The organism is Massilia orientalis (assembly GCF_030411975.2).
Lineage (GTDB): Bacteria > Pseudomonadota > Gammaproteobacteria > Burkholderiales > Burkholderiaceae_D > Telluria > Telluria orientalis.
The window spans coordinates 55,476-73,543 of the sequence record NZ_JASNRB020000026.1 but is presented as its reverse complement, the minus strand read 5'-3'; the positions used below and the strand labels follow the sequence as shown (position 1 = coordinate 73,543).

Here is an 18,068-nt window from a genome sequence, read left to right as displayed (position 1 = left end):
ATGACTTGTCGCCGGTCGAGTACGAAAAGCAGTATTTTCAGCGGCTGTCGAGTGTCTAGAAAACTCGTGGCGATTCAGTCAGCGCCTTGGTCGCCGCCGGCCATTTCCCGCAAATCACTTACCACCTGAATCGGGCGATGGATAACGGCTTGACCCAGGCCCAGGCGTCTGAAGTGATCACGCACTTGGCGTTCTATGCCGGCTGGCCGAATGCGTTCTCGTCGGTGCCGGTCATGAAAGACGTGTTCGCGAAGCGCGTGCAGTAATCCTTCATAACGAAGCGATTAAACCCCTTTAGCGAGTGCCAAGACGATCGACCGGCTGAAGCTCATCATCCGCACTATGGATCGTTTCTACGGAGCGCCAGCACAGCGGTTCAACCAATGTGTTGCGAGCACCGATTGAATACGCAGTCCGAAGCGCACTTCACCTCGCTGCAGTTCGCATTCTACGGACCTCCACCCAACTGCACACAGTCGCGACCACGGTAGCGTCTTTGACACTGGCGCCAGCGAGTAGTTACAGCAATTGCAGCATATTTGCTGCTACGTAGAGCACTGGGAGAAAAGCGGCTAAAGACTCACATTATTGTTTTTTTGACCTATATCATCCAATCGGTGACTAGTTCGAGTATATCGTTAAGCATCATCAACCCGAGCATTGCAGCCGCTTCTACGCTAGCGCCGCCGGCAAGAGTGCCCGCTTCCACCCGAAGGCATTGAAAACGCTGATGAGCCATCGGTCCCGGCGGTGGCGCCGTCGACGTCACGTCCGGTCGCGCGCGGATTTCCCTGGCAAACGATGCCGTCCGCGCAGTTGTTGAAGGCAACCTTGCCCAATGCGGAGAACCCCATGACAACTGAATCAACCTCGACGGTAAAGCAGGTCACCCGGATCGCCGCCGGTGACGATCGCACAGTCTACGATCATGTCTCGATCACGCTCCATTGGCTGACGGCAGCGCTCGTACTGACCCAGTTCGTGCTCGCCCTGACCTGGGACGGGTTCGCACGCCCGACGCATCGCCTGATGGTCGCCGCGCACATGTCGTTCGGGATCGTCCTGGCTGCCGTGATCGTGTTCCGTATCGCCTGGCGCGCGATCCCGGGCCACCAGACCGTGCCCGCGGTTTCGGGCTGGACCGACGTGGCGTCCAGGGCGGTCCATTATCTTCTGTACGCGATGCTCGCCGCGGAAGCGGTGCTGGGCTTCATGTTGCGCTGGGGCGGCAACGAATCGATGAATTTCTTCGGGCTGCTGATGGCGCCGCCATTCGCGCCCTTCTCCAAGGCGACGGAGCACCTGATCGAAGAACTTCACGAGGCGAACGGCTGGGCCATCGTCCTCCTGGCGGGGGCGCATGCCGCCGCTGCGCTCTACCACCACTACGTACTGCGGGATCCGGTGCTGTCGCGGATGCTGCCGTCGGCCGGCAAGCACTGACCCGTCGTGTTCGGATCAATCATCGGCACCCGCGCCGCCGGGCGGCGTATCGCTGAACTCCGGAGGCGTCGCTTCCCTGGGATCGCGCAACACCATTACGGGAATCGGCGACGAGGCCAGTACGTACCGCGCGACACTGCCGAGGTAACGCGTGTCGGCTTCCTGCGATCCATGCGCACCCATCACGATCAGGTCGCAGCCCTGTTCCTGCGCGACGCGCACGATCTCGGGACCGGGCGGCCAGGCAGACGTGACCGACACTTCGCAGGCGACACCACCGGCATGCGCGATGCGCGCGACCGTGTCGACATGCGCACCGGCCGCCGGCAACGCACTCTCCGGCGCTGGCGATGGATGCGGCCGGGCTACCGCAACCGCCACGATCCGCCGCGCGCCAGCTCGGGCCAGCAGCACCGCCATTTGCGCGGCGCGCACTGCAACATCCGATCCGTCGGTCGCTACGCAGATTCTCTCGATGATCATGATCGCCTGCCTGTAAGTGTGGATGACGGCCCCGCGCGGCCAAACCCGCCATGCGCGGACCTGCGTAGTGACGTGATACGCTTACCGCACATCTTAGCGCGTATCGACAGGCGTATTCGTGGTTTCGTCGCCCGGCTGTGCGCACCGGCCGGCCCACGCGGCATCCTTCGACAGGAGCGATGATGGACAAGAACATCGCCGCCATGGACGTGAACGACGCCGCAGCGGACCGCCGCGATGCCGCAACGCGGCACCGCCACGACGGCCTGTCCGGCGCCGAGGCCGCGCGCCGCCTCGCGGCGGATGGCCCCAATGCACTGCCCGACCGGACGCGCCGCGGCTGGCGCATCATCCTCGGCGAGGCGGCGCGCGAACCGATGTTCCTGCTGCTGCTCGGCGCCGCGCTGCTCTACCTGCCGCTGGGCGAGCCACGCGAAAGCTTTTTCCTGCTGTTGATGGTCGTGCTCATGCTGGGCATGACGCTGTACCAGGAAGGGCGGACGGAACGGGCACTGCAGGCCTTGCGCGACCTGAGCGCACCCACGGCCACGGTCGTGCGCGACGGCCGCCGCCAGCGCGTGCCCGCCACGGACATCGTGCGGGGCGACATCGTCGTGCTGACCGAGGGCGACCGCGTGCCGGCCGACGCCGTGGTCGTCGAGACGAGCGGCCTGCTCGCCGACGAATCGCTGCTGACGGGTGAATCCGTCCCGGTCGGCAAGCGGGCCGGGACGCCGGACACGCCGCCGGCCCAGCCAGGCGGCGCCGACCTGCCGTGGGTGTTCGCGGGCACCCTCGTGGTACAGGGTGATGCCCTGGCCCAGGTGGTCGCGACCGGCGAACACAGCGAGCTGGGGCGCATCGGCGCGGCGCTCGGCGCGATCCGCCCGCCGTCCGGCCGCCTGCAGCGCGAGACGCACATCCTCGCGCGCCGCCTGGCCATGCTGGGCCTGACGGTCAGCCTGCTGCTCGTCCTGCTGCTCGGCTGGCGCTCCGGCGACTGGCTGCAGGCGCTGCTGGCCGGCGTGGCCCTGTCGATGTCCGTGCTGCCGGCAGAGTTTCCTGTCATCCTCACCGTGTTTCCCGCGATCGGCGCGTGGCGTCTGGCGCGCAACCGCGTGCTGACGCGGCGCCTGGCCGCCATCGAAGTGCTGGGCTCGACATCGATCCTGTGCGTCGACAAGACCGGCACCCTGACGGAGAACCGCATGGCACTGCGCCGGCTGTGGCACGCCGGCGCCGGCCACGACGTGACGGCGGGCGTGGCGCTGGCGCCCGCGCTGCGCGAACTGCTCGAGGCCGCCGTGCGCGCGAGCCGGCCGCACTCGGCCGACCCGATCGAGGAAGCGCTGCGGCAGGCGCTGGCGGCGCAGCCGGGGCGTCCGGCACCCGATCCGCCGGCCGACATGGTGCGCGAATACGGCCTGATGGCGCACCGGCCGGCGATGATCCGGATCTGGAGCGATGGGCGCACCTCTTTCGCTGCAGCCAAGGGTTCGCCGGAGACCATTGCGGCCATGTGTCCGGACGAGGAGCGTGCACCGGTCCTCGCGGCCGCAGCGGACATGGCCCGCGCGGGGCTGCGGGTCCTTGCCGTGGCCGAGGCGTGCGGCATCGCGCCGCCCTGGCCGGACGACCCGGCAGCGCTGCCCTACCGGCTGCTCGGCCTGGTGGGCCTGGCCGACCCGCTGCGCGCGGACATCCCGGACGCGGTGGCCGAATGCCGCGGCGCCGGCGTGCGGGTGCTGATGGTCACCGGCGACCACCCCGAGACCGCACGCGCCATCGCGCGCCAGGCCGGCCTGGCCGACGGCGCAACCGTCACGGGGCCGGAAATCGCATGCCTGGATGAGGACGGCCTCGCGGCACGGCTCGACGGCGTCAGCGTGTGTGCGCGCATCGTGCCGGGCCAGAAACTGGCGATCGTGCGCGCGCTGCAGCGGCGCGGCGCCGTGGTGGCGATGACGGGCGACGGCGTCAACGACGCGCCGGCGCTGCGCGCGGCCGACGTGGGCGTGGCGATGGGCCGGCGCGGCACCGACGTCGCGCGCGAGGCGGCCGAACTGACCCTGCTGGACGACCGCTTCCCGTCGCTCGTGCTGGCGCTGCGCGCGGGCCGGCGCATCTTCAGCAACATGCGCAAGTCGATGCGATACGTGGCGGCCGCCCACGTGCCGATCACGGTGCTGGCCCTGCTGCCGCCGCTGCTCGGCTGGCCGGTGCTGTTGTATCCGCCGCATATCGTCTTCCTGGAACTGGTGATCGACCCGGCCTGCTCGCTGGCGTTCGAGAACGAACCGGAAGAGCCCGGCCTGATGCGCCGTCCGCCCCGCCCCTGCGACGAGTCCGTGCTCGACCGGCGTGCACTGCTCGCGGCGCTGCTGCGCGGCCTGTGGGCGGCGCTGCTGCTGGCCGGGTGCTATGGCTGGGCGCTGGCCCGGCTGCCGGCGGAGCAGGCCGGCGCGACGGCCTTCGCCGCCCTCATCCTGTGCAACCTCGGCCTGCTGCTGCACCAGCGCCAGGGCGGGATCGGCGCCGCATTGCGCACGGCGAATCCCGTGTTCGCGGCCATTGGACTCGGGGCGCTCGCCCTGCTGGCCGCCGCCCTCTGGTGGCCCGCGCTGGCCGACCTGTTCCGTTTCGCGCCGCCGCCGGCCCGCTGGCTCGGCCTCTCCCTCCTCACGGCAGTCGTCATGCTGCTGGGGCTGGAGGCGACGCGCGGCGCCGGCGCCCGGCGCTAAGGGGACAACGCCAGTACCATCTCGACGCTGCCGTCGACGGCCGGCAGCAGTTGGAAGCCGCAGGCGCGCGCCAGGCGGTGCATGCCGACGTTGTCGGCCAGCGCGACGCCGACGACCCGGGCCAGGCCGCGTGCGCGGCAGTAGTCGAGCAGGCAGGCCATCAGCAGGCGGCCGAGGCCACGGCCCTGCAGGTCCGAGCGCACGACGATCGCGAACTCGCCGACGGTATTGTCCGGATCGATGGCGACGCGCACCACGCCGAGCGTCTCCGCGGTGCCGGCCGGTCCCGGCCGGGTGGCGATGAACGCCATCTCGCGCGCGTAGTCGATCTGCGTGAAGCGCGCCAGCTGGGACGGCGACAATTCGCGCATCGTGCCGAACATGCGAAAGTGCACGTCGCGCGCGCTCAGCGCATGAAAGAACGCCACGTGCGCGGGGGCATCCTCGGGGCGGATCGGCCGCACGAGCAGCGGGCCGAGCGCGCTGTCGACGCGGCGCTCCAGCGCGTCGGGATACGGCAGGATCGCCAGGCGCGCGAGCGGATCCTGGCCGGCTGGCACAGCGACGAGACGCATCCGGGCATCCAGCGCGACGACGCCGTCCGCGTCCGCCAGCAGCGGGTTGATGTCGAGCTCCGCCAGCTCGGGCAGGTCGGCGACCATCTGGCCGACGCGCACCAAGACGTCGCACAGCGCATCCAGGTCGGCACGCGGAGAATCACGGAACCCGGCCAGCAGGCGCGCGACGCGCGTCCGGTCGACCAGGTCGGCCGCCAGCACGCGGTCCAGCGGCGGCAGCGCGACCGCCTGGTCCGCCGCTACCTCGACCGCCACGCCGCCCTTCCCGAACAGCACCACCGGGCCGAACACGGGATCGGTACTGACGCCGACGATGAGTTCGTGCGCACGCGGGCGCCGCGCCATCGCCTGGACCGTGAACCCGGCCAGGCGCGCCTGCGGCCGCGCGGCGCGCACGCGCGCGACCATCGCCTCCAGCGCCTGTTCCAGCGCCGCGGGGGCCGCCAGGTCGAGGACGACGCCGCCGACGTCGGTCTTGTGCACGATGTCCGGCGACAGGATCTTGAGGGCGACCGGATAGCCGATCCGGCGCGCCGCGTCCAGGGCGCCGTCGAGGTCGCGCACCGTCTCCGTCGGCACGACGGGAATGCCGTAGGCCGCCAGGATCGCCTTGGCGTCGGCCTCGCCCACCGCCGTCGTGTCCGCCGCCAGCAGCGCGGCGATGCGCGCGCGTGCCGCGGCGCGGTCCGGCGGCGCGAGCGTGCAAGCGGGCGGCACCTGCATCAGCATCCGCTGGTTGCGCGCGTAGTCGACGAGCTGCAGGAAGCCGCGCACCGCCTCCTCGGGCGTATCGAACACGGGCACGCCGGCGCCGGCACACAGGCTGCGCGCCTCTCCGACGCTGGCGCCGCCCAGCCAGCAGCACAGCACGGGACGCGTCGCCGTGCGCAACAGCGGCAGCAGCGCGCGGGCGATGGCGGCGCTGGGCACGATCGCCGTCGGCGCATGGATCAGCAGGATGGCGTCGGCGCCGGGCTCGTCGAGCAGGACCCGCAGCGCGAGGTCGTAGCGCTCGACCGGCGCATCGCCGATGATGTCGACCGGATTGCCGTGCGACCAGGTGCCCGGCAGGTGGCCCGACAGGTGTTCCAGCGTCGCCGGCGCCAGCGCGGCGAGCGCACCGCCGCCGGCGATCAGGGCATCCGTCGCCATCACGCCCGGTCCGCCGCCATTGGTGAGGATTGCCAGGCGCGGTCCTGTCGGCCGGCGCGGCTGGGCGAGGATGGCGACGGCATCGAACAGCTCGCCCGTCGAATACACGCGCAGCATGCCCGCGCGGCGCAGCGCGGCATCGTAGACGAGGTCGGAACCGGCCAGCGCGCCGGTGTGGCTGAACGCCGCATGGGCGGCCTCGGCCACCCGGCCCGCCTTGACGATCACGGTCGGCTTGGCGCGCGCCGCGCCGCGCGCCGCCGACATGAACTTGCGGGCCTGCCGCACGCTCTCGGCATACAGCAGGATCGCATCGGTACCCGGATCGCCCGCGAGATAGTCGAGCAGGTCGCCGAAATCGACGTCGCTGCCGTCTCCAAGCGACACGAAGCAGGAAAAACCGATCTGGCGCGCGCGGGCCCAGTCCAGCACGGCCGTCACCAGCGCGCCCGACTGCGCGACGAACGCCATGCGTCCGGGCAACGCGGCCGCCGGCGCGAAGCTGGCATTCACGCCCTGCCCGGGCACCAGCAGGCCGACGCAGTTGGGCCCGAGGATGCGCAGCAGGTGCGGCCGCGCCGCCTGCAGCATCGCCTGGCGCAGGGTGCGCCCGTCGCCCATCGGCGCATCGAGCCCGGCACTGAGCACGACGGCCGCCTTGCAGCCGCGTTCGCCGAGCGCGGTAACGATGCCCGGCACGGTCGCGGCCGGGGTGCAGATCACGGCCAGCCCCGGAGTCCGCGGCAGGTCGGCCACGTCGCGCAGCACAGGCACGCCGCCCAGTTCGCGGTACTTCGGATTCACGGGCCAGATGGGGCCGCGGAAACCGGCGCCCAGGACATTGGCCAGCACCGTGGCGCCGACGCTGCCGGTACGCGCCGAGGCGCCGATCACGGCGATCGAATCCGGCGCAAAAAAATGATCCAGGTTACGAATACTCATCTTGCCTCCCCGACGCGCGCGTTGCGGCGTAGACTGGTGGACGACGGCCCATGGGTCGGACAGCCAGGCCGCCTCCCACCGCCAACGAAGCGAGGATAACGTGAATTACAAGACCATTGTCGTGCATGTGGATGCCGGTCCGGACGCGCCGGCCCGCATCCGCCTTGCCATCGACCTGGCGCAGCGCGCCGGCGCCCACCTGGTCGGCGCCGCGTCGACCGGCGTCTCGCGCTTCGTCACGCCGAACATGATCGCCGGCGCCGACGTCCGGTTCGCCGCACGTTGCGCGGCGCTGCATGCCGAGGCGGCGGAAGCGCTGCGGACCTTCGAACGACTCGCGCGCGAGGCCGGGCTGGATGCGGCCGAGACCCGTCTCGTCGACGACGACGTCGACGGCGGCATGGCCATGCAGGCCCGCTACTGCGACCTGGCGGTCGTCGGCCAGTCCGGCGGCGCGCCGGCGCCGGACCGGCGCGACGACCTGCCCGAATACCTGTTCCTCACGAGCGCGCGACCCGTGCTGGTCGTGCCGCACGTTCACCGCGACTGGCGGCTGGACGGCGCGGCGCTGGTCGCGTGGGACGGCAGCGTTGAAGCGATTCGTGCCGTGACCGGCGCACTGCCCCTGTTGCGCGCGGCGCGCTGCGTTACCGTGGTCGGTTTCGGCGCCGCGGGCGAGCGCCCGGACGACGACGATCCGTGCGCGCACCTTGCCGCCTGGCTGGCGCGGCATGGCGTGGCGGCCCGCGCCGGACGGCGCGCGCAGACCGGCGACGTCGGCGAGGCACTGCTGTCGGCCGCGGCGGACATGGATGCGGGCCTGCTCGTCATGGGCGGGTATGGTCACGCCCGCTACCGCGAGCTGTTGCTGGGCGGGGTCACGGCGACCGTCCTGCGGACGATGACGTTGCCGGTCCTGCTGGCGCATTGAGCGGCCGTGCGCGCGCTGCGGCCGGGCCGGTTCGCACAATCCTGCCGTGACGGCTGGACGCACGCGCGGGATGCGCTTGCGCCATTCGCGGACAAGGCCGAGGCGGACTTCGACGCGCAGCTCGACGACGGTATCGCCCGCCTGTTGCCCGTGCTCGGGCCGGTGCTCGGGCTGTTCGTCGTCCTGTTCGGGATGTGGGACACCTGGATCGATGCGGATCGCGCCGCCACGACGCTGCGTGTGCGCGTGGCGCTCGTGCTGCTCGGCGCGCCCGCCTATGCCCATGGACGCCTGCGCTGGTCCGTGCCGGTGCGCTGCGTCGCCGTCTACGCGACCCACGCCGGCGCCATGGCCGTCAGCGCCGCGCTGCTGCGCGACGGCCTGTTGCTGGCGTTGCCCGCGCTGACCGGCGCGCTGTTCGTGCTCGCGCTGGTGGAACCGCGTCCGCGCCGCTGGCTCGCCACGGCGCTGTCCTCGCTGCTGCTGTTTATCGGCCTGGCAGGCCTCGCGCTGTCCGGTCCGGCGCTGCTCGACAGCGTGCTCCTGTACGCACTGTCGATCCCGTTGGCGGTCGGCGTCGCGCTGGTCACGCTGGCGCTGCGCCGGCGCGCTTTCGCGGCCGAACAGGCGCTGCTGGACGCGACGCGCCACGACAACCTGACGCGCGCGCTGTCGCGCGGCTACGTGACCGAACTGGCGCTGCACGACGTCGCGCTGGCGCGGCGCCATGGCCGTCGGCTGGCCGTGGCGATGCTCGACATCGACCATTTCAAGCGGGTCAACGATACCCACGGTCACGCCGCGGGCGACCTCGTCTTGCGCGCGGTCGTCGACACGAGCCGGCGCTGTCTGCGCGCCACCGACTACCTCGGACGCGTCGGCGGCGAGGAATTCGTGTGCGTCATGCCCGAGGCGTCCGCCGCCGACGCGCTGGCGTGTGCGGAACGCATCCGCGGGGCGGTCGCGGCGCTGCATGTCCCGACGGCGGCCGGCACGCTGCGCGTCACGGTCAGCCTCGGCGTGGCCGTGCTCGACCGCGAAGACGGCACCTGGGAGGCACTGCTGCGCCAGGCGGATGCCGCGCTCTACCGGGCCAAGAATGCCGGGCGCGACCGGATCGTGCTGGCCGCCCCCTAGGCGCATGGCGTCATACCTCGACGACGACCTTCACCGCATGGGTGTCCGCCGCGCGTCCGAACGTGTCGTACGCCTGTTCCATGTCCTCCAGGCGGAAGCGGTGGGTCACCAGCGCGGCCGGTTCCAGCCTGCGCGACATGACCGCCTTGAGCAGTTGCGGCGTGCTGACCGTGTCGACGAGGCGCGTCGTGATGGTGATGTTGTGCGACCAGAGCCGCTCCAGGTGCAGGTCGACCTTGGTGCCGTGCACGCCCACATTCGCGATGGTGCCGCCCGGCGCCACGAGGTCCTCGCACAGCTCGAAGCTGGCGGGCACGCCGACGGCCTCGATGACCACGTCCGCGCCGCGCCCCTCGGTCAGCGCCCGGACCTGCGCGACCGTGCCGGCGTCGGGCGCCAGCACGTGCGTCGCGCCGAAGCGACGCGCGATCTCGAGCCGGTGGCGATCGGGGTCGATCGCGATCAGGACCGCCGGGGCGAAAAACTGCGACGTCATCAGGGCCGCCAGCCCGATCGGGCCGGACCCGACGATGGCGACGCTGCAGCCGGGCTGCACCTTGCCGTTGAGGACACCGCATTCGAACCCGGTCGGCAGGATATCGCTGAGCATCGTCAGCGCTTCCTCGTCGGCGCCGGCCGGGATGTGGTGCAGGCTGAAGTCGGCATGCGGGATGCGCACGTATTCGGCCTGTGTGCCGTCGATCCGGTTGCCGAGGATCCAGCCGCCATCGAGGCAGTGGGAGTACATTCCCTTGCGACAGTACTCGCACCGGCCGCACGAGGTGATGCAGGAAATCAGCACGTGGTCGCCGGGCGCGAAGCCGCTGACGGCGGCGCCGGCCGCCAGGACCACGCCGACCCCTTCGTGGCCGAGGATCGTACCCGGCTCGCAGGTCGGGACATCGCCTTTCAGGATATGCAGGTCGGTGCCGCAGATGGTGGTCCGGGTCAGCCGCACGATGGCGTCGCCCGGGTGCCGGATGACGGGCTCCGGCCGCTCTTCCAGCGCCTTCCGGCCGGGTCCATGGTAGACGAGGGCACGCATCGTGGCCGCCGTCAGTGGATGTCGAGCCGGTGCGCCGTCGCCTGCGCCTTCTTCGGCAGGGTCAGCTTGAGCACGCCGTTCTCGTAGGTGGCCTCGGCCTTGGCCTCGTCGACCGGGCATTGCAGCGTGAACGCGCGGTATTGCTGCCCCCAGTGCCGCTCGCTGCGCACGACGTTGCCCGTCTTCTGTTCGGTGTCGCGCTTGCGCTCGGCGGAGATGACGACCTGGTTGCCGTCGATGCGGACCTGGATGTCTTCCTTGTTCATGCCGGGCATGTCGGCGGTGACGGCGTAGGCCTGGTCGGTCTCGTCGACGTCGAGCCGGATGGCGGGAACGTCCTGTTTCGGGAATCCCGCGCGGCCGAACTCGCGCAACAGCTGGTCGAAGCCGCGGACCGGGTCGAACGGCATCAGGTCGGCGAAGGGTTCGAAGGGTGTCAGGTGATGTGCCATGACGGTTCTCCATGGTTCGGTGCCGATGCGGAGGAATCGCAGGCAGGCGCGGCACCGGCCCGGCGCGCCTGCCGACGTGTCAGGATGTCGCCTCGGTGCGCGCGCCGGCGGCCAGCGCCTCGAGGCCGCGCATGTCGAGGATTTCCAGTTCGCGGCGGTCGAGGCGGATCAACCCGAGGTCGCGGAACTGTGCCAGCAGGCGGCTCACGGTCTCCATCTTCAGGCCCAGGTAGCGCCCCATGTCGTCGCGCGACATGCGCAACCGGAACCGCCGCGGGGAAAATCCGCGCATCGCATAGCGGGCGGACAGGTTCAGCATCAGGCCGGCCATGCGCTCGTCCGCGCGCAGGATGCCGAGGAAACGGATCGCGGACTGGTCGCGCAGGATTTCCTGGCTCATCGTCCGGTGGAAGTGCTCCATGAGCTGGGGCATCTCGGCCATCAGGCGTTGCAGCCGCGCATACGGCATTTCGCAGACTTCGCTGTCTTCCAGCGCGATCGCGGTGCTCGCGTGCTCGCCGTTCCCGATCGCGTCCATGCCGAGCAGGTCCCCCGCCATCTGGAATCCGGTGATGTAGCGTTCGCCGCGCTGGTCGCTGCGGCACGTCATGACATGGCCGAAGCGGATGGCGAACAGATTCGCGAACGGCTGGCCGGCGCGGAACAGCGCGTCGCCGCGCGCCAGGCGACGCCGGCAGCCGATCGCGCCTTCCACCAAGGACAGGTCGCGGTCGCTCAGGCCGGACGGCAGGCACAGCGCGCGGTAGGCGCATCTGCCGCACTTGCCCGTGCCGGCGGCATCGCCCTCGGAAACGGTAGCCGGGGCGATCCGGAATGTCTGCTCAGTCATCGCGTCGTCCTCGCATGTCATTATGAACATGCAAGCAGTGTCGGACGAAACCGGACGCGCCGGCAGCGCGTATCCCGGCAAGTTGAAGCCAAGGTTTCCCGCCCCGTCGTGTAGGGGATCCCCGACTAGATCAGGCCATGCTCGAGGGCATAGCGCGTCAGCTCGGCGTTGCTGGACAAGCCCATCTTGTCGAGGATGCGCGTGCGGTAGGTCGTGACCGTGTTCGGGCTCAGGTGCAGGCGCGCGCCGATCTGTACCAGCGATTCGCCCCGCGCGATCAGCCTGAAGACCTCGAGCTCGCGGTTGGACAGCGCATCGTGCCCGGACGCGGCGGCGGCGCCGCTGACCAGCGCCGCCAGCCTGTCCACGACCGCCGGGCTGAGGTACTTGTGGCCTGCCGCCGCGCGCCGCACGGCGTCCACCAGTACGGCGGTCGGCGCGTCCTTCGTGAGGTAGCCGGCCGCGCCTTCCTTGAGCGCACGCACGGCGTAGATCTCTTCCGCGTACGTGCTCAGCACGAGCACGGCCATGCGCGGGCACAGGGCGCGCAGCTGGCGCAACAGGTCCAGGCCGTTCATGCCGGGCATCGCGATGTCGATCAGGGCCACGTCGAACCCCTCGTCGCGCACGCGCTCGAGGGCCTGCTGCGCATCGGCGGCCTCGCCCGCCACCGCGATGTCGGCGGCCGTGCCGAGCATCAGCCGCACGCCGTTGCGGGCGATGGCGTGGTCGTCGACCAGCAGCACCTTGACGGGGTCATTCGCCACGGTGGCCCCCGGCCGGCATGCGCAGCGTGACGACGGTGCCGCCGCCGGGCCGCGGCGCCACCGTCAACGTGCCGCCGAGGCTGCGCGCGCGCTCGCGCATGCCGAGGATGCCCCACGACGCGCCGGCGTCCGCCACGATGCCGCACCCGTCGTCCTCGACCGTGACGACGAGCGCGTCGTCCGCCAGCCGGACGCGCAGCAGGACCCTGTGCGCGCCCGCATGGCGCTGGACGTTCGTCATGGCTTCCTGCGCGATCCGGAACAGCATGATGCCGCGGTCCGCGTCGAGGTCGAGCATGGCGGCGGCGGGATCGATCTCGCAGCCGCAGGCGATGCCGGAGCGCTGGGCGACCTGCGCCGCGTACCACTCCAGCGCGGCCCAGATGCCCAGCTGGTCGAGCACGCTCGGCCGCAGGTCGGCGATCACGCGCCGGACCGTGTCGATGGCATCCTGCGCCAGCGCGGCGGTGTCCGCCAGCAGGGGATCGGCGGCGAGTCCCGCCTGCGCGGCCCGTTCGCCGATGACGGACACATAGGCCTTGATGCCGGTGAGCAGGCCACCCAGCTCGTCGTGGATCTCGCGCGCGATGCGCTGGCGCTCTTCCTCCCGGATCCGTTCCTGGTACGCGGCCAGCTTGCGCAGCTCGTCGCGTGCCTCGGTAAGCTGCCGTTCGGCCTCCTTGCCCGCCGTGATGTCGACCAGGGTGCCCTGCATGAACAGGGATTTGCCGGCGTCGTCGTGCACAAGGTCGGCCTGGTCGCGGAACCACAGGACAGCGCCCGTACGTGTGCGCAACCGGTATTCCAGGCGCAGCGGCAGCCCGGCTGCGCGGCAGCGCATCACTTCGGCGAGCACGCCGGCGCGCTCTTCCGGCAACATGCACTCGGCGTACAGCCCGGGCGTGTCCAGCCATTGCGAGGGCGCGTAGCCGAGCATGCCGATTTGCGGGCTGATGTAGTGCAGGCGGTCGGGATGGTCGGGCGCGACGATGTAGCTGATTGCCTGGGTCTGCTCGACCAGCGTGCGGAACCGGGCGTCGGCCTGGCGCTTTTCCTTCAGCAGGCGCTGCTCGCGCAGCAGGCGCTCGATGGCCGCCGGAAGCAGTTCGAGGTAGCGTCCCTCGGCGTCCTTGACCAGGTAGTCGCGCGCGCCGCGGCGCATCGCCTCGGTGGCGACGGCCGCGCTGTCGGCGCCGGTCAACATCAGCACCGGGATCGCGCGCACGGCGTCGTCCGGGCTCGCCACGAGCCGGGCCAGGAACTCGAATCCCGTCATGTCGGGCAGGTGGTAGTCGAGCAGGATGCAGTCGGGACGCAGGCTGGCGGCGAGGGCCAGCCCCCGTTCGCCGTCGTCGGCATCCTCCTGCCGGAACCGGCCGGCGACGTTCCCGCCCAGGCGCCGGCGGCATGCCATGCGGTCGACCAGGTCGTCCTCGACCAGCAGCACGAGCATCGTGTTCATGTCAGGGCAGCTCGCTCATGGTCCAGTACAGGTCGATGGACCGCATGATCTCGACGAAGCGCCGGTAATCCACGGACTTCGCCATGTAGCCCGCGATGCCGAGATCGAACGTCCTGACCTTGTCCTCCTGCTCCTCCGACGTGGTCAGCACGACGGTCGGGATGCGGCGCAGGCGCGCGTCGCGCTTGATGTGTTCGAGGAACTCGATGCCGTTCATCACGGGCATGTTCAGGTCCAGCAGCACGAGACAGGGCACGTCGGCGTTGTCGCGCAGCCACGCCAGCCCCTCTTCTCCGTTCTCGCATACGACGAGCGGGTTCGTGACATGGATTTCCTTGAGGGCGCGGCGGGTGGTGAGCACGTCGACCTTGTCGTCCTCGACGAGGAGGATCGTCCTGTTACAGGATTTCATCGTCGCTCCGATCCGCCGTCGCGGCATGCCTTCGGCAGGGTGAAGTAAAACGTGCTGCCCTTGCCCGGCTCGGACTCGACCCACACCCGTCCGCCCAGCAGCCCCACGGTTTTCCTGACGAGCGCCAGGCCCACGCCGGTGCTCTCGACCCGGTCGCGCGGCGCCAGGGTCTGGAACAGCTGGAAGATCCGCTCGAAATGGCGCGCTTCGATGCCGGGCCCGTTGTCGGCCACCGAGAACCGCCAGTAACCGTCGTCGTCGCTGCAGGCCACGGCGACGGTGCCCTCGGGCTTGTCCATGTACTTGATGGCGTTCGAGACCAGGTTGTGGAAGACCTGGCGGATCCGCGTCGGCTCGGTCCAGACCCGCGGCAGACCGGGCGCCACGGTCACGACGACCGACGGCGGCGGCGCCAGCAGGTCGACGACTTCCGCCACGGCCGCGTTCACGTCGACCATGCGCAGCGTGCCCCCTTCGCGGCCCAGCCGGGAATACTGGAGGATGCCGTCGATCAGGCTGCCCATCCGGTGCGCCCGGCTGATCAGCAGCCGCATGTGCTCGCGGCCCTCGTCGTCGAACCGGTCGGCGTAATCGGTCGCGAGCCAGTCCGCGAGCGCGGCGATCGCGCGCAGCGGCGCCTTCAGGTCGTGCGACACGACGTAGGCAAAGTTGCTCAGTTCCTCGTTCGCGGCGCGCAGTTCGCGCAGCAACGTCCCGGTATGCCGTTCGCTGTCCTTGCGCGCCGTGATGTCGCGCACGAGGCCGGTGAACATGCGGGCCGTGCCGATGCGCATTTCGGTCACCGCGAGCTCCATCGGGAAGACCCCGCCGTCCTTGCGCAGCCCGTACACCTCGCGCCCGCTGCCGATGACGCGCCGCTCGCCCGTGCGGACGTAGTGGCGCAGGTAGCCGTCGTGGCGCTCGCGGTCGGGCGACGGCATCAGGACCGACACGTTGCGCCCGGCCAGTTCCGCCTCCGCGTACCCGAACATCCGCTCCGCGGCCGGGTTGACGCGTTCGATCCGGCCGCGCTCGTCGATCGTGATGATGCCGTCCGCCGCGGTCTCGAACACGGCGCGCATGCGCGCTTCGCTGTCGCGCAACGCCTGCTCGGCGCCGACGCGGGCGCGGACGTCGTGGACGGTGGCCAGCGTGAGCGGGCCGCCGTCGGCGTCCAGCCGGGCCAGGCTCACCTCGACGGGGAATTCGTTGCCGGCCTGGTCGACCGCCGCGAACCGCCCGCTGCCCATGGCGCGGGCGCCGTCGCTGCTGCGGCGCAAGCCTGCGTGGCGGCTGCGGGCATGCGCCGGCACCAGCACCTCGACGGGTTCGCCGACCAGTTCGTCCAGCGGCCAGCCGAACAACGCCGCGAGCGGCGGGTTGGCCCGGACGATGACGCCGGCGGGATCGCACACGAGCATCGGGTCGCGCGAAGCGCCCAGTAGCCAGTCGAGACGCACGTGGATGGAATCGGATTGCATGGCGGCCATGTCAATACATGAGTGCGACCATCATAGGGGTTGTCCTGGCCAATATCAAAGCGTTTGGCGTGAATTCGGGCTTTATCCACGAAAGTTTTGATGTTTTTGATCTACGTCAAGCGGCTGCCTGACGGCGACGTGCCGGCGGCATACAGTGATGTGGACGTCACGCACCCATCGGTCAACGCCCTGAAAGGAACACACCATGTACAAGACCATCGTAGTTCACATCGACGGCAGCCACCAGCAGCAAAGCCGGTTGCGCGCCGCGGCCCAACTGGCCACGACGCACGACGCCCACCTCGTCGGCAGCGCCATGACCGGCATGTCGTGGCTCGACTTCGCCCTGCTGACCGGGTCGATGGGCGCGCCGATGATGCCGGGCAGCGACTTCCAGGGCCTGCGCGACGCCGCCAGCCTGCGGCTCGAGGCGTTCATGGAAGACGCGCGCCGCCTGGGCGTGGCGTCGCTCGAGCAGCGCCTGGTCGACGACGAGCCCGGCTTCGCGCTGCTCATGCAGTCGCGCTATGCCGACCTGATCGTGCTGAGCCGGGACACCGACCCCGATCCCGCCCTCCCCGTGCGCGTGCGCGGCTTGCCCGAACATGTCACGCTGCACGGCGCGCGTCCCGTGCTGGTGGTGCCGGACGGCTACCAGGGCCAGCCCATCCCGGGCACTGCCGTGGTCGGGTGGGACGGCAGCATGCAGGCCATCCGCGCCATCGAGGGCGCGCTGCCGCTGCTGCAATGCGCCGAGAGTGTCAAGCTCGCCCTCGTCAACCCCGACCAGTTGTCCGAGCTGCACGGCGAGGAACCGGGTGCCGACATGGCGCTGTACCTGGCCCGCCAGGGCGTGCAGGTGGACGTGATCGTGGAGCGTACGCGCGGCACGAACGGCGCCGCACTGATCGACATGGCGCGCAGCACGGGCGCCGGCCTGCTGGTCGCGGGTGCCTACGGCCACAGCCGCTATCGCGAATGGATCCTCGGCGGCGTCACGCGCGAACTGCTGGAACGCGCGCCGGTGCCGCTGCTGCTCGCGCACTGAACCGCCGCCGCGACGTCCCTACTGGCGCATGGCCGCCCCGAACCGCGCCAGCGCGATGCCGAACAGCGCCGCGCCGATGCCTGCCAGCGCCAGGAACTGCGGCCACACCACGTCCAGTCCGGCGCCCCGGAACAGGATGGCCTGGCTCAGTTCGACGAAATGGGTGGTCGGCGCCGCCAGCATCAATTCCCGCAACGGCGAGGGGATGCTCTCGCGCGGCGTCGTCGCACCCGACAGCATCTGCAGCGGCAGCAGCACGAGGATCACGAGCATCCCGAACCGGGGCATGGTGCGCGCCAGCGTCGCCAGCAGGATCCCGAGCGAGGTGACGGCGAACAGGTGCAGCAGCGTACCGGCCAGGAACAGCGGCACCGACCCGCCCAGCCGCACGTCCAGCAGGCCACGCACGATGCCCAGCAGCGCGACGAGCGTAGCCAGCAACACCACCGCGCCCATCGACCACAGCTTGGCCAGCATGATCTCGAGCGGGCCGACCGGCATCACCAGCAGGTGTTCGACGGTGCCGTGCTCGCGTTCGCGGATCAGCGCCGCCCCCGTCAGGATCACGGACAGCATCGTGATGTTGTTGACCAGTTCGGCGACCGCGCCGAACCAGGACGGCGCCAGCGCCGGATTGAAGCGGGCCCGTATCGACAGGTCGATCGGCGGCGCGGCCGGCACGCGCACGCCCGCGAGGAAACCGGCGATCTCCTCCTGTGCGATCCGCTGGATGTAGCCGCTGCCCGTGAATGCCTGGCTCATGCGGGTGGCGTCCACGTTCAGCTGCAGCGCGGCGGCGCGGCCCGCCAGCACGCGGCGCTGGAACCCGGCCGGAATCACCAGCACGAAGGTGGCGCGGCCGCGGTCCAGCCGTGCGTCGGCCTCGCCCAGCGTGATCAGTTCGGGCACCATGAATTGCGGCGGCGCGTAGGCGTCGCGCAGGCGCAGGGACAGTGGCGACCGGTCCTCGTCCACGATCGCCAGGGCGGCGCGCGTCAGCGTCTCGGGCTGGGCGGTCGCGGCGATGTACACGGCGGCGGTGAAGGTGTACAGGATCAGCAGCAGCATGACCGGGTCGCGCACCAGGCTCCACCACTCCTTGACGCCGAGGCGCCCTACCTTCCGGAGTGACACCGTACCCACG

General features: G+C 70.5%; 16 protein-coding genes. 6 read left to right on the top strand and 10 right to left on the bottom strand.

Translation table 11 applies throughout. The features are described from left to right. Positions 1-86: 86 nt before the first annotated feature. Together QPK29_RS28890 and QPK29_RS28885 are read left to right on the top strand one after the other, a co-directional pair. Positions 87-266, top strand: a complete 180-nt coding sequence (locus QPK29_RS28890; RefSeq protein WP_371771898.1) for a carboxymuconolactone decarboxylase family protein — start codon at positions 87-89, stop codon at positions 264-266. A 586-nt stretch (positions 267-852) separates the two neighbouring features. Beyond that, a complete protein-coding gene (locus QPK29_RS28885) occupies positions 853-1,443 on the top strand; it encodes a cytochrome b (protein WP_160408752.1) in 591 nt (196 codons plus the stop codon). 15 nt (positions 1,444-1,458) lie between these two features. Here the strand turns inward: QPK29_RS28885 and QPK29_RS28880 are convergent, their stop codons facing one another. Further along, positions 1,459-1,926, bottom strand: a complete 468-nt coding sequence (locus tag QPK29_RS28880) for a universal stress protein (protein WP_371771897.1) — start codon at positions 1,924-1,926, stop codon at positions 1,459-1,461. A 182-nt stretch (positions 1,927-2,108) separates the two neighbouring features. On the opposite strand from QPK29_RS28880, the gene QPK29_RS28875 reads away from it, so the two are divergent. Continuing rightward, complete coding sequence (locus tag QPK29_RS28875; protein ID WP_371771896.1) at positions 2,109-4,667, top strand: cation-translocating P-type ATPase; 2,559 nt, start codon at positions 2,109-2,111, stop codon at positions 4,665-4,667. On the opposite strand, the gene QPK29_RS28870 is transcribed toward QPK29_RS28875, so the two are convergent. After that, positions 4,664-7,339 carry a bifunctional acetate--CoA ligase family protein/GNAT family N-acetyltransferase gene (locus QPK29_RS28870; RefSeq protein ID WP_371771895.1) on the bottom strand — a complete coding sequence of 892 codons (2,676 nt, stop codon included), beginning with the start codon at positions 7,337-7,339 and terminating at the stop codon, positions 4,664-4,666. The two genes, QPK29_RS28875 and QPK29_RS28870, sit on opposite strands and share 4 nt — an antisense overlap. Positions 7,340-7,439: 100 nt before the next feature. On the opposite strand from QPK29_RS28870, the gene QPK29_RS28865 reads away from it, so the two are divergent. Together QPK29_RS28865 and QPK29_RS28860 are read left to right on the top strand one after the other, a co-directional pair. Next, entirely contained in the window at positions 7,440-8,270 is an 831-nt protein-coding gene (locus tag QPK29_RS28865; protein ID WP_371771894.1) for a universal stress protein, read from the top strand. Between the two features lie 6 nt (positions 8,271-8,276). After that, positions 8,277-9,407, top strand: coding sequence for a GGDEF domain-containing protein (locus QPK29_RS28860; RefSeq protein ID WP_371771893.1), 1,131 nt, complete (start codon positions 8,277-8,279; stop codon positions 9,405-9,407). Positions 9,408-9,417: 10 nt separating this feature from the next. Here QPK29_RS28860 and QPK29_RS28855 read toward each other — a convergent pair whose 3' ends face one another. The 7 genes from QPK29_RS28855 to QPK29_RS28825 all read right to left on the bottom strand — a co-directional run bounded on the left by QPK29_RS28855 (position 9,418) and on the right by QPK29_RS28825 (position 15,876). Further along, positions 9,418-10,452: a zinc-dependent alcohol dehydrogenase family protein gene (locus QPK29_RS28855; RefSeq protein ID WP_371771892.1), complete on the bottom strand. Its 1,035-nt coding sequence runs from the start codon at positions 10,450-10,452 to the stop codon at positions 9,418-9,420. An 11-nt stretch (positions 10,453-10,463) separates the two neighbouring features. Then, a complete protein-coding gene (locus tag QPK29_RS28850) occupies positions 10,464-10,904 on the bottom strand; it encodes an Hsp20/alpha crystallin family protein (RefSeq protein ID WP_371771891.1) in 441 nt (146 codons plus the stop codon). A 79-nt stretch (positions 10,905-10,983) separates the two neighbouring features. Further along, entirely contained in the window at positions 10,984-11,754 is a 771-nt protein-coding gene (locus QPK29_RS28845) for a helix-turn-helix domain-containing protein (RefSeq protein WP_371771890.1), read from the bottom strand. Between the two features lie 125 nt (positions 11,755-11,879). Continuing rightward, entirely contained in the window at positions 11,880-12,521 is a 642-nt protein-coding gene (locus QPK29_RS28840) for a response regulator (RefSeq protein ID WP_371771889.1), read from the bottom strand. Continuing rightward, positions 12,511-13,983 (bottom strand): response regulator, encoded by a 1,473-nt coding sequence (locus tag QPK29_RS28835; protein WP_371771888.1) that lies wholly within the window; start codon positions 13,981-13,983, stop codon positions 12,511-12,513. Before QPK29_RS28835 ends, QPK29_RS28840 begins: the two co-directional genes overlap by 11 nt. 1 nt (position 13,984) lies before the next feature. Then, complete coding sequence (locus tag QPK29_RS28830; protein ID WP_371771887.1) at positions 13,985-14,395, bottom strand: response regulator; 411 nt, start codon at positions 14,393-14,395, stop codon at positions 13,985-13,987. Then, positions 14,392-15,876: a sensor histidine kinase gene (locus tag QPK29_RS28825; protein ID WP_371771886.1), complete on the bottom strand. Its 1,485-nt coding sequence runs from the start codon at positions 15,874-15,876 to the stop codon at positions 14,392-14,394. The genes QPK29_RS28830 and QPK29_RS28825 overlap by 4 nt, the downstream gene beginning before the upstream one ends. A 205-nt stretch (positions 15,877-16,081) precedes the next feature. Here QPK29_RS28825 and QPK29_RS28820 point away from each other — a divergent pair, with 205 nt between their 5' ends. Continuing rightward, positions 16,082-16,924, top strand: coding sequence for a universal stress protein (locus QPK29_RS28820; protein WP_160408733.1), 843 nt, complete (start codon positions 16,082-16,084; stop codon positions 16,922-16,924). 18 nt (positions 16,925-16,942) lie between these two features. On the opposite strand, the gene QPK29_RS28815 is transcribed toward QPK29_RS28820, so the two are convergent. Further along, positions 16,943-18,067: an ABC transporter permease gene (locus tag QPK29_RS28815; RefSeq protein WP_371771885.1), complete on the bottom strand. Its 1,125-nt coding sequence runs from the start codon at positions 18,065-18,067 to the stop codon at positions 16,943-16,945. Position 18,068 lies beyond the last annotated feature (1 nt).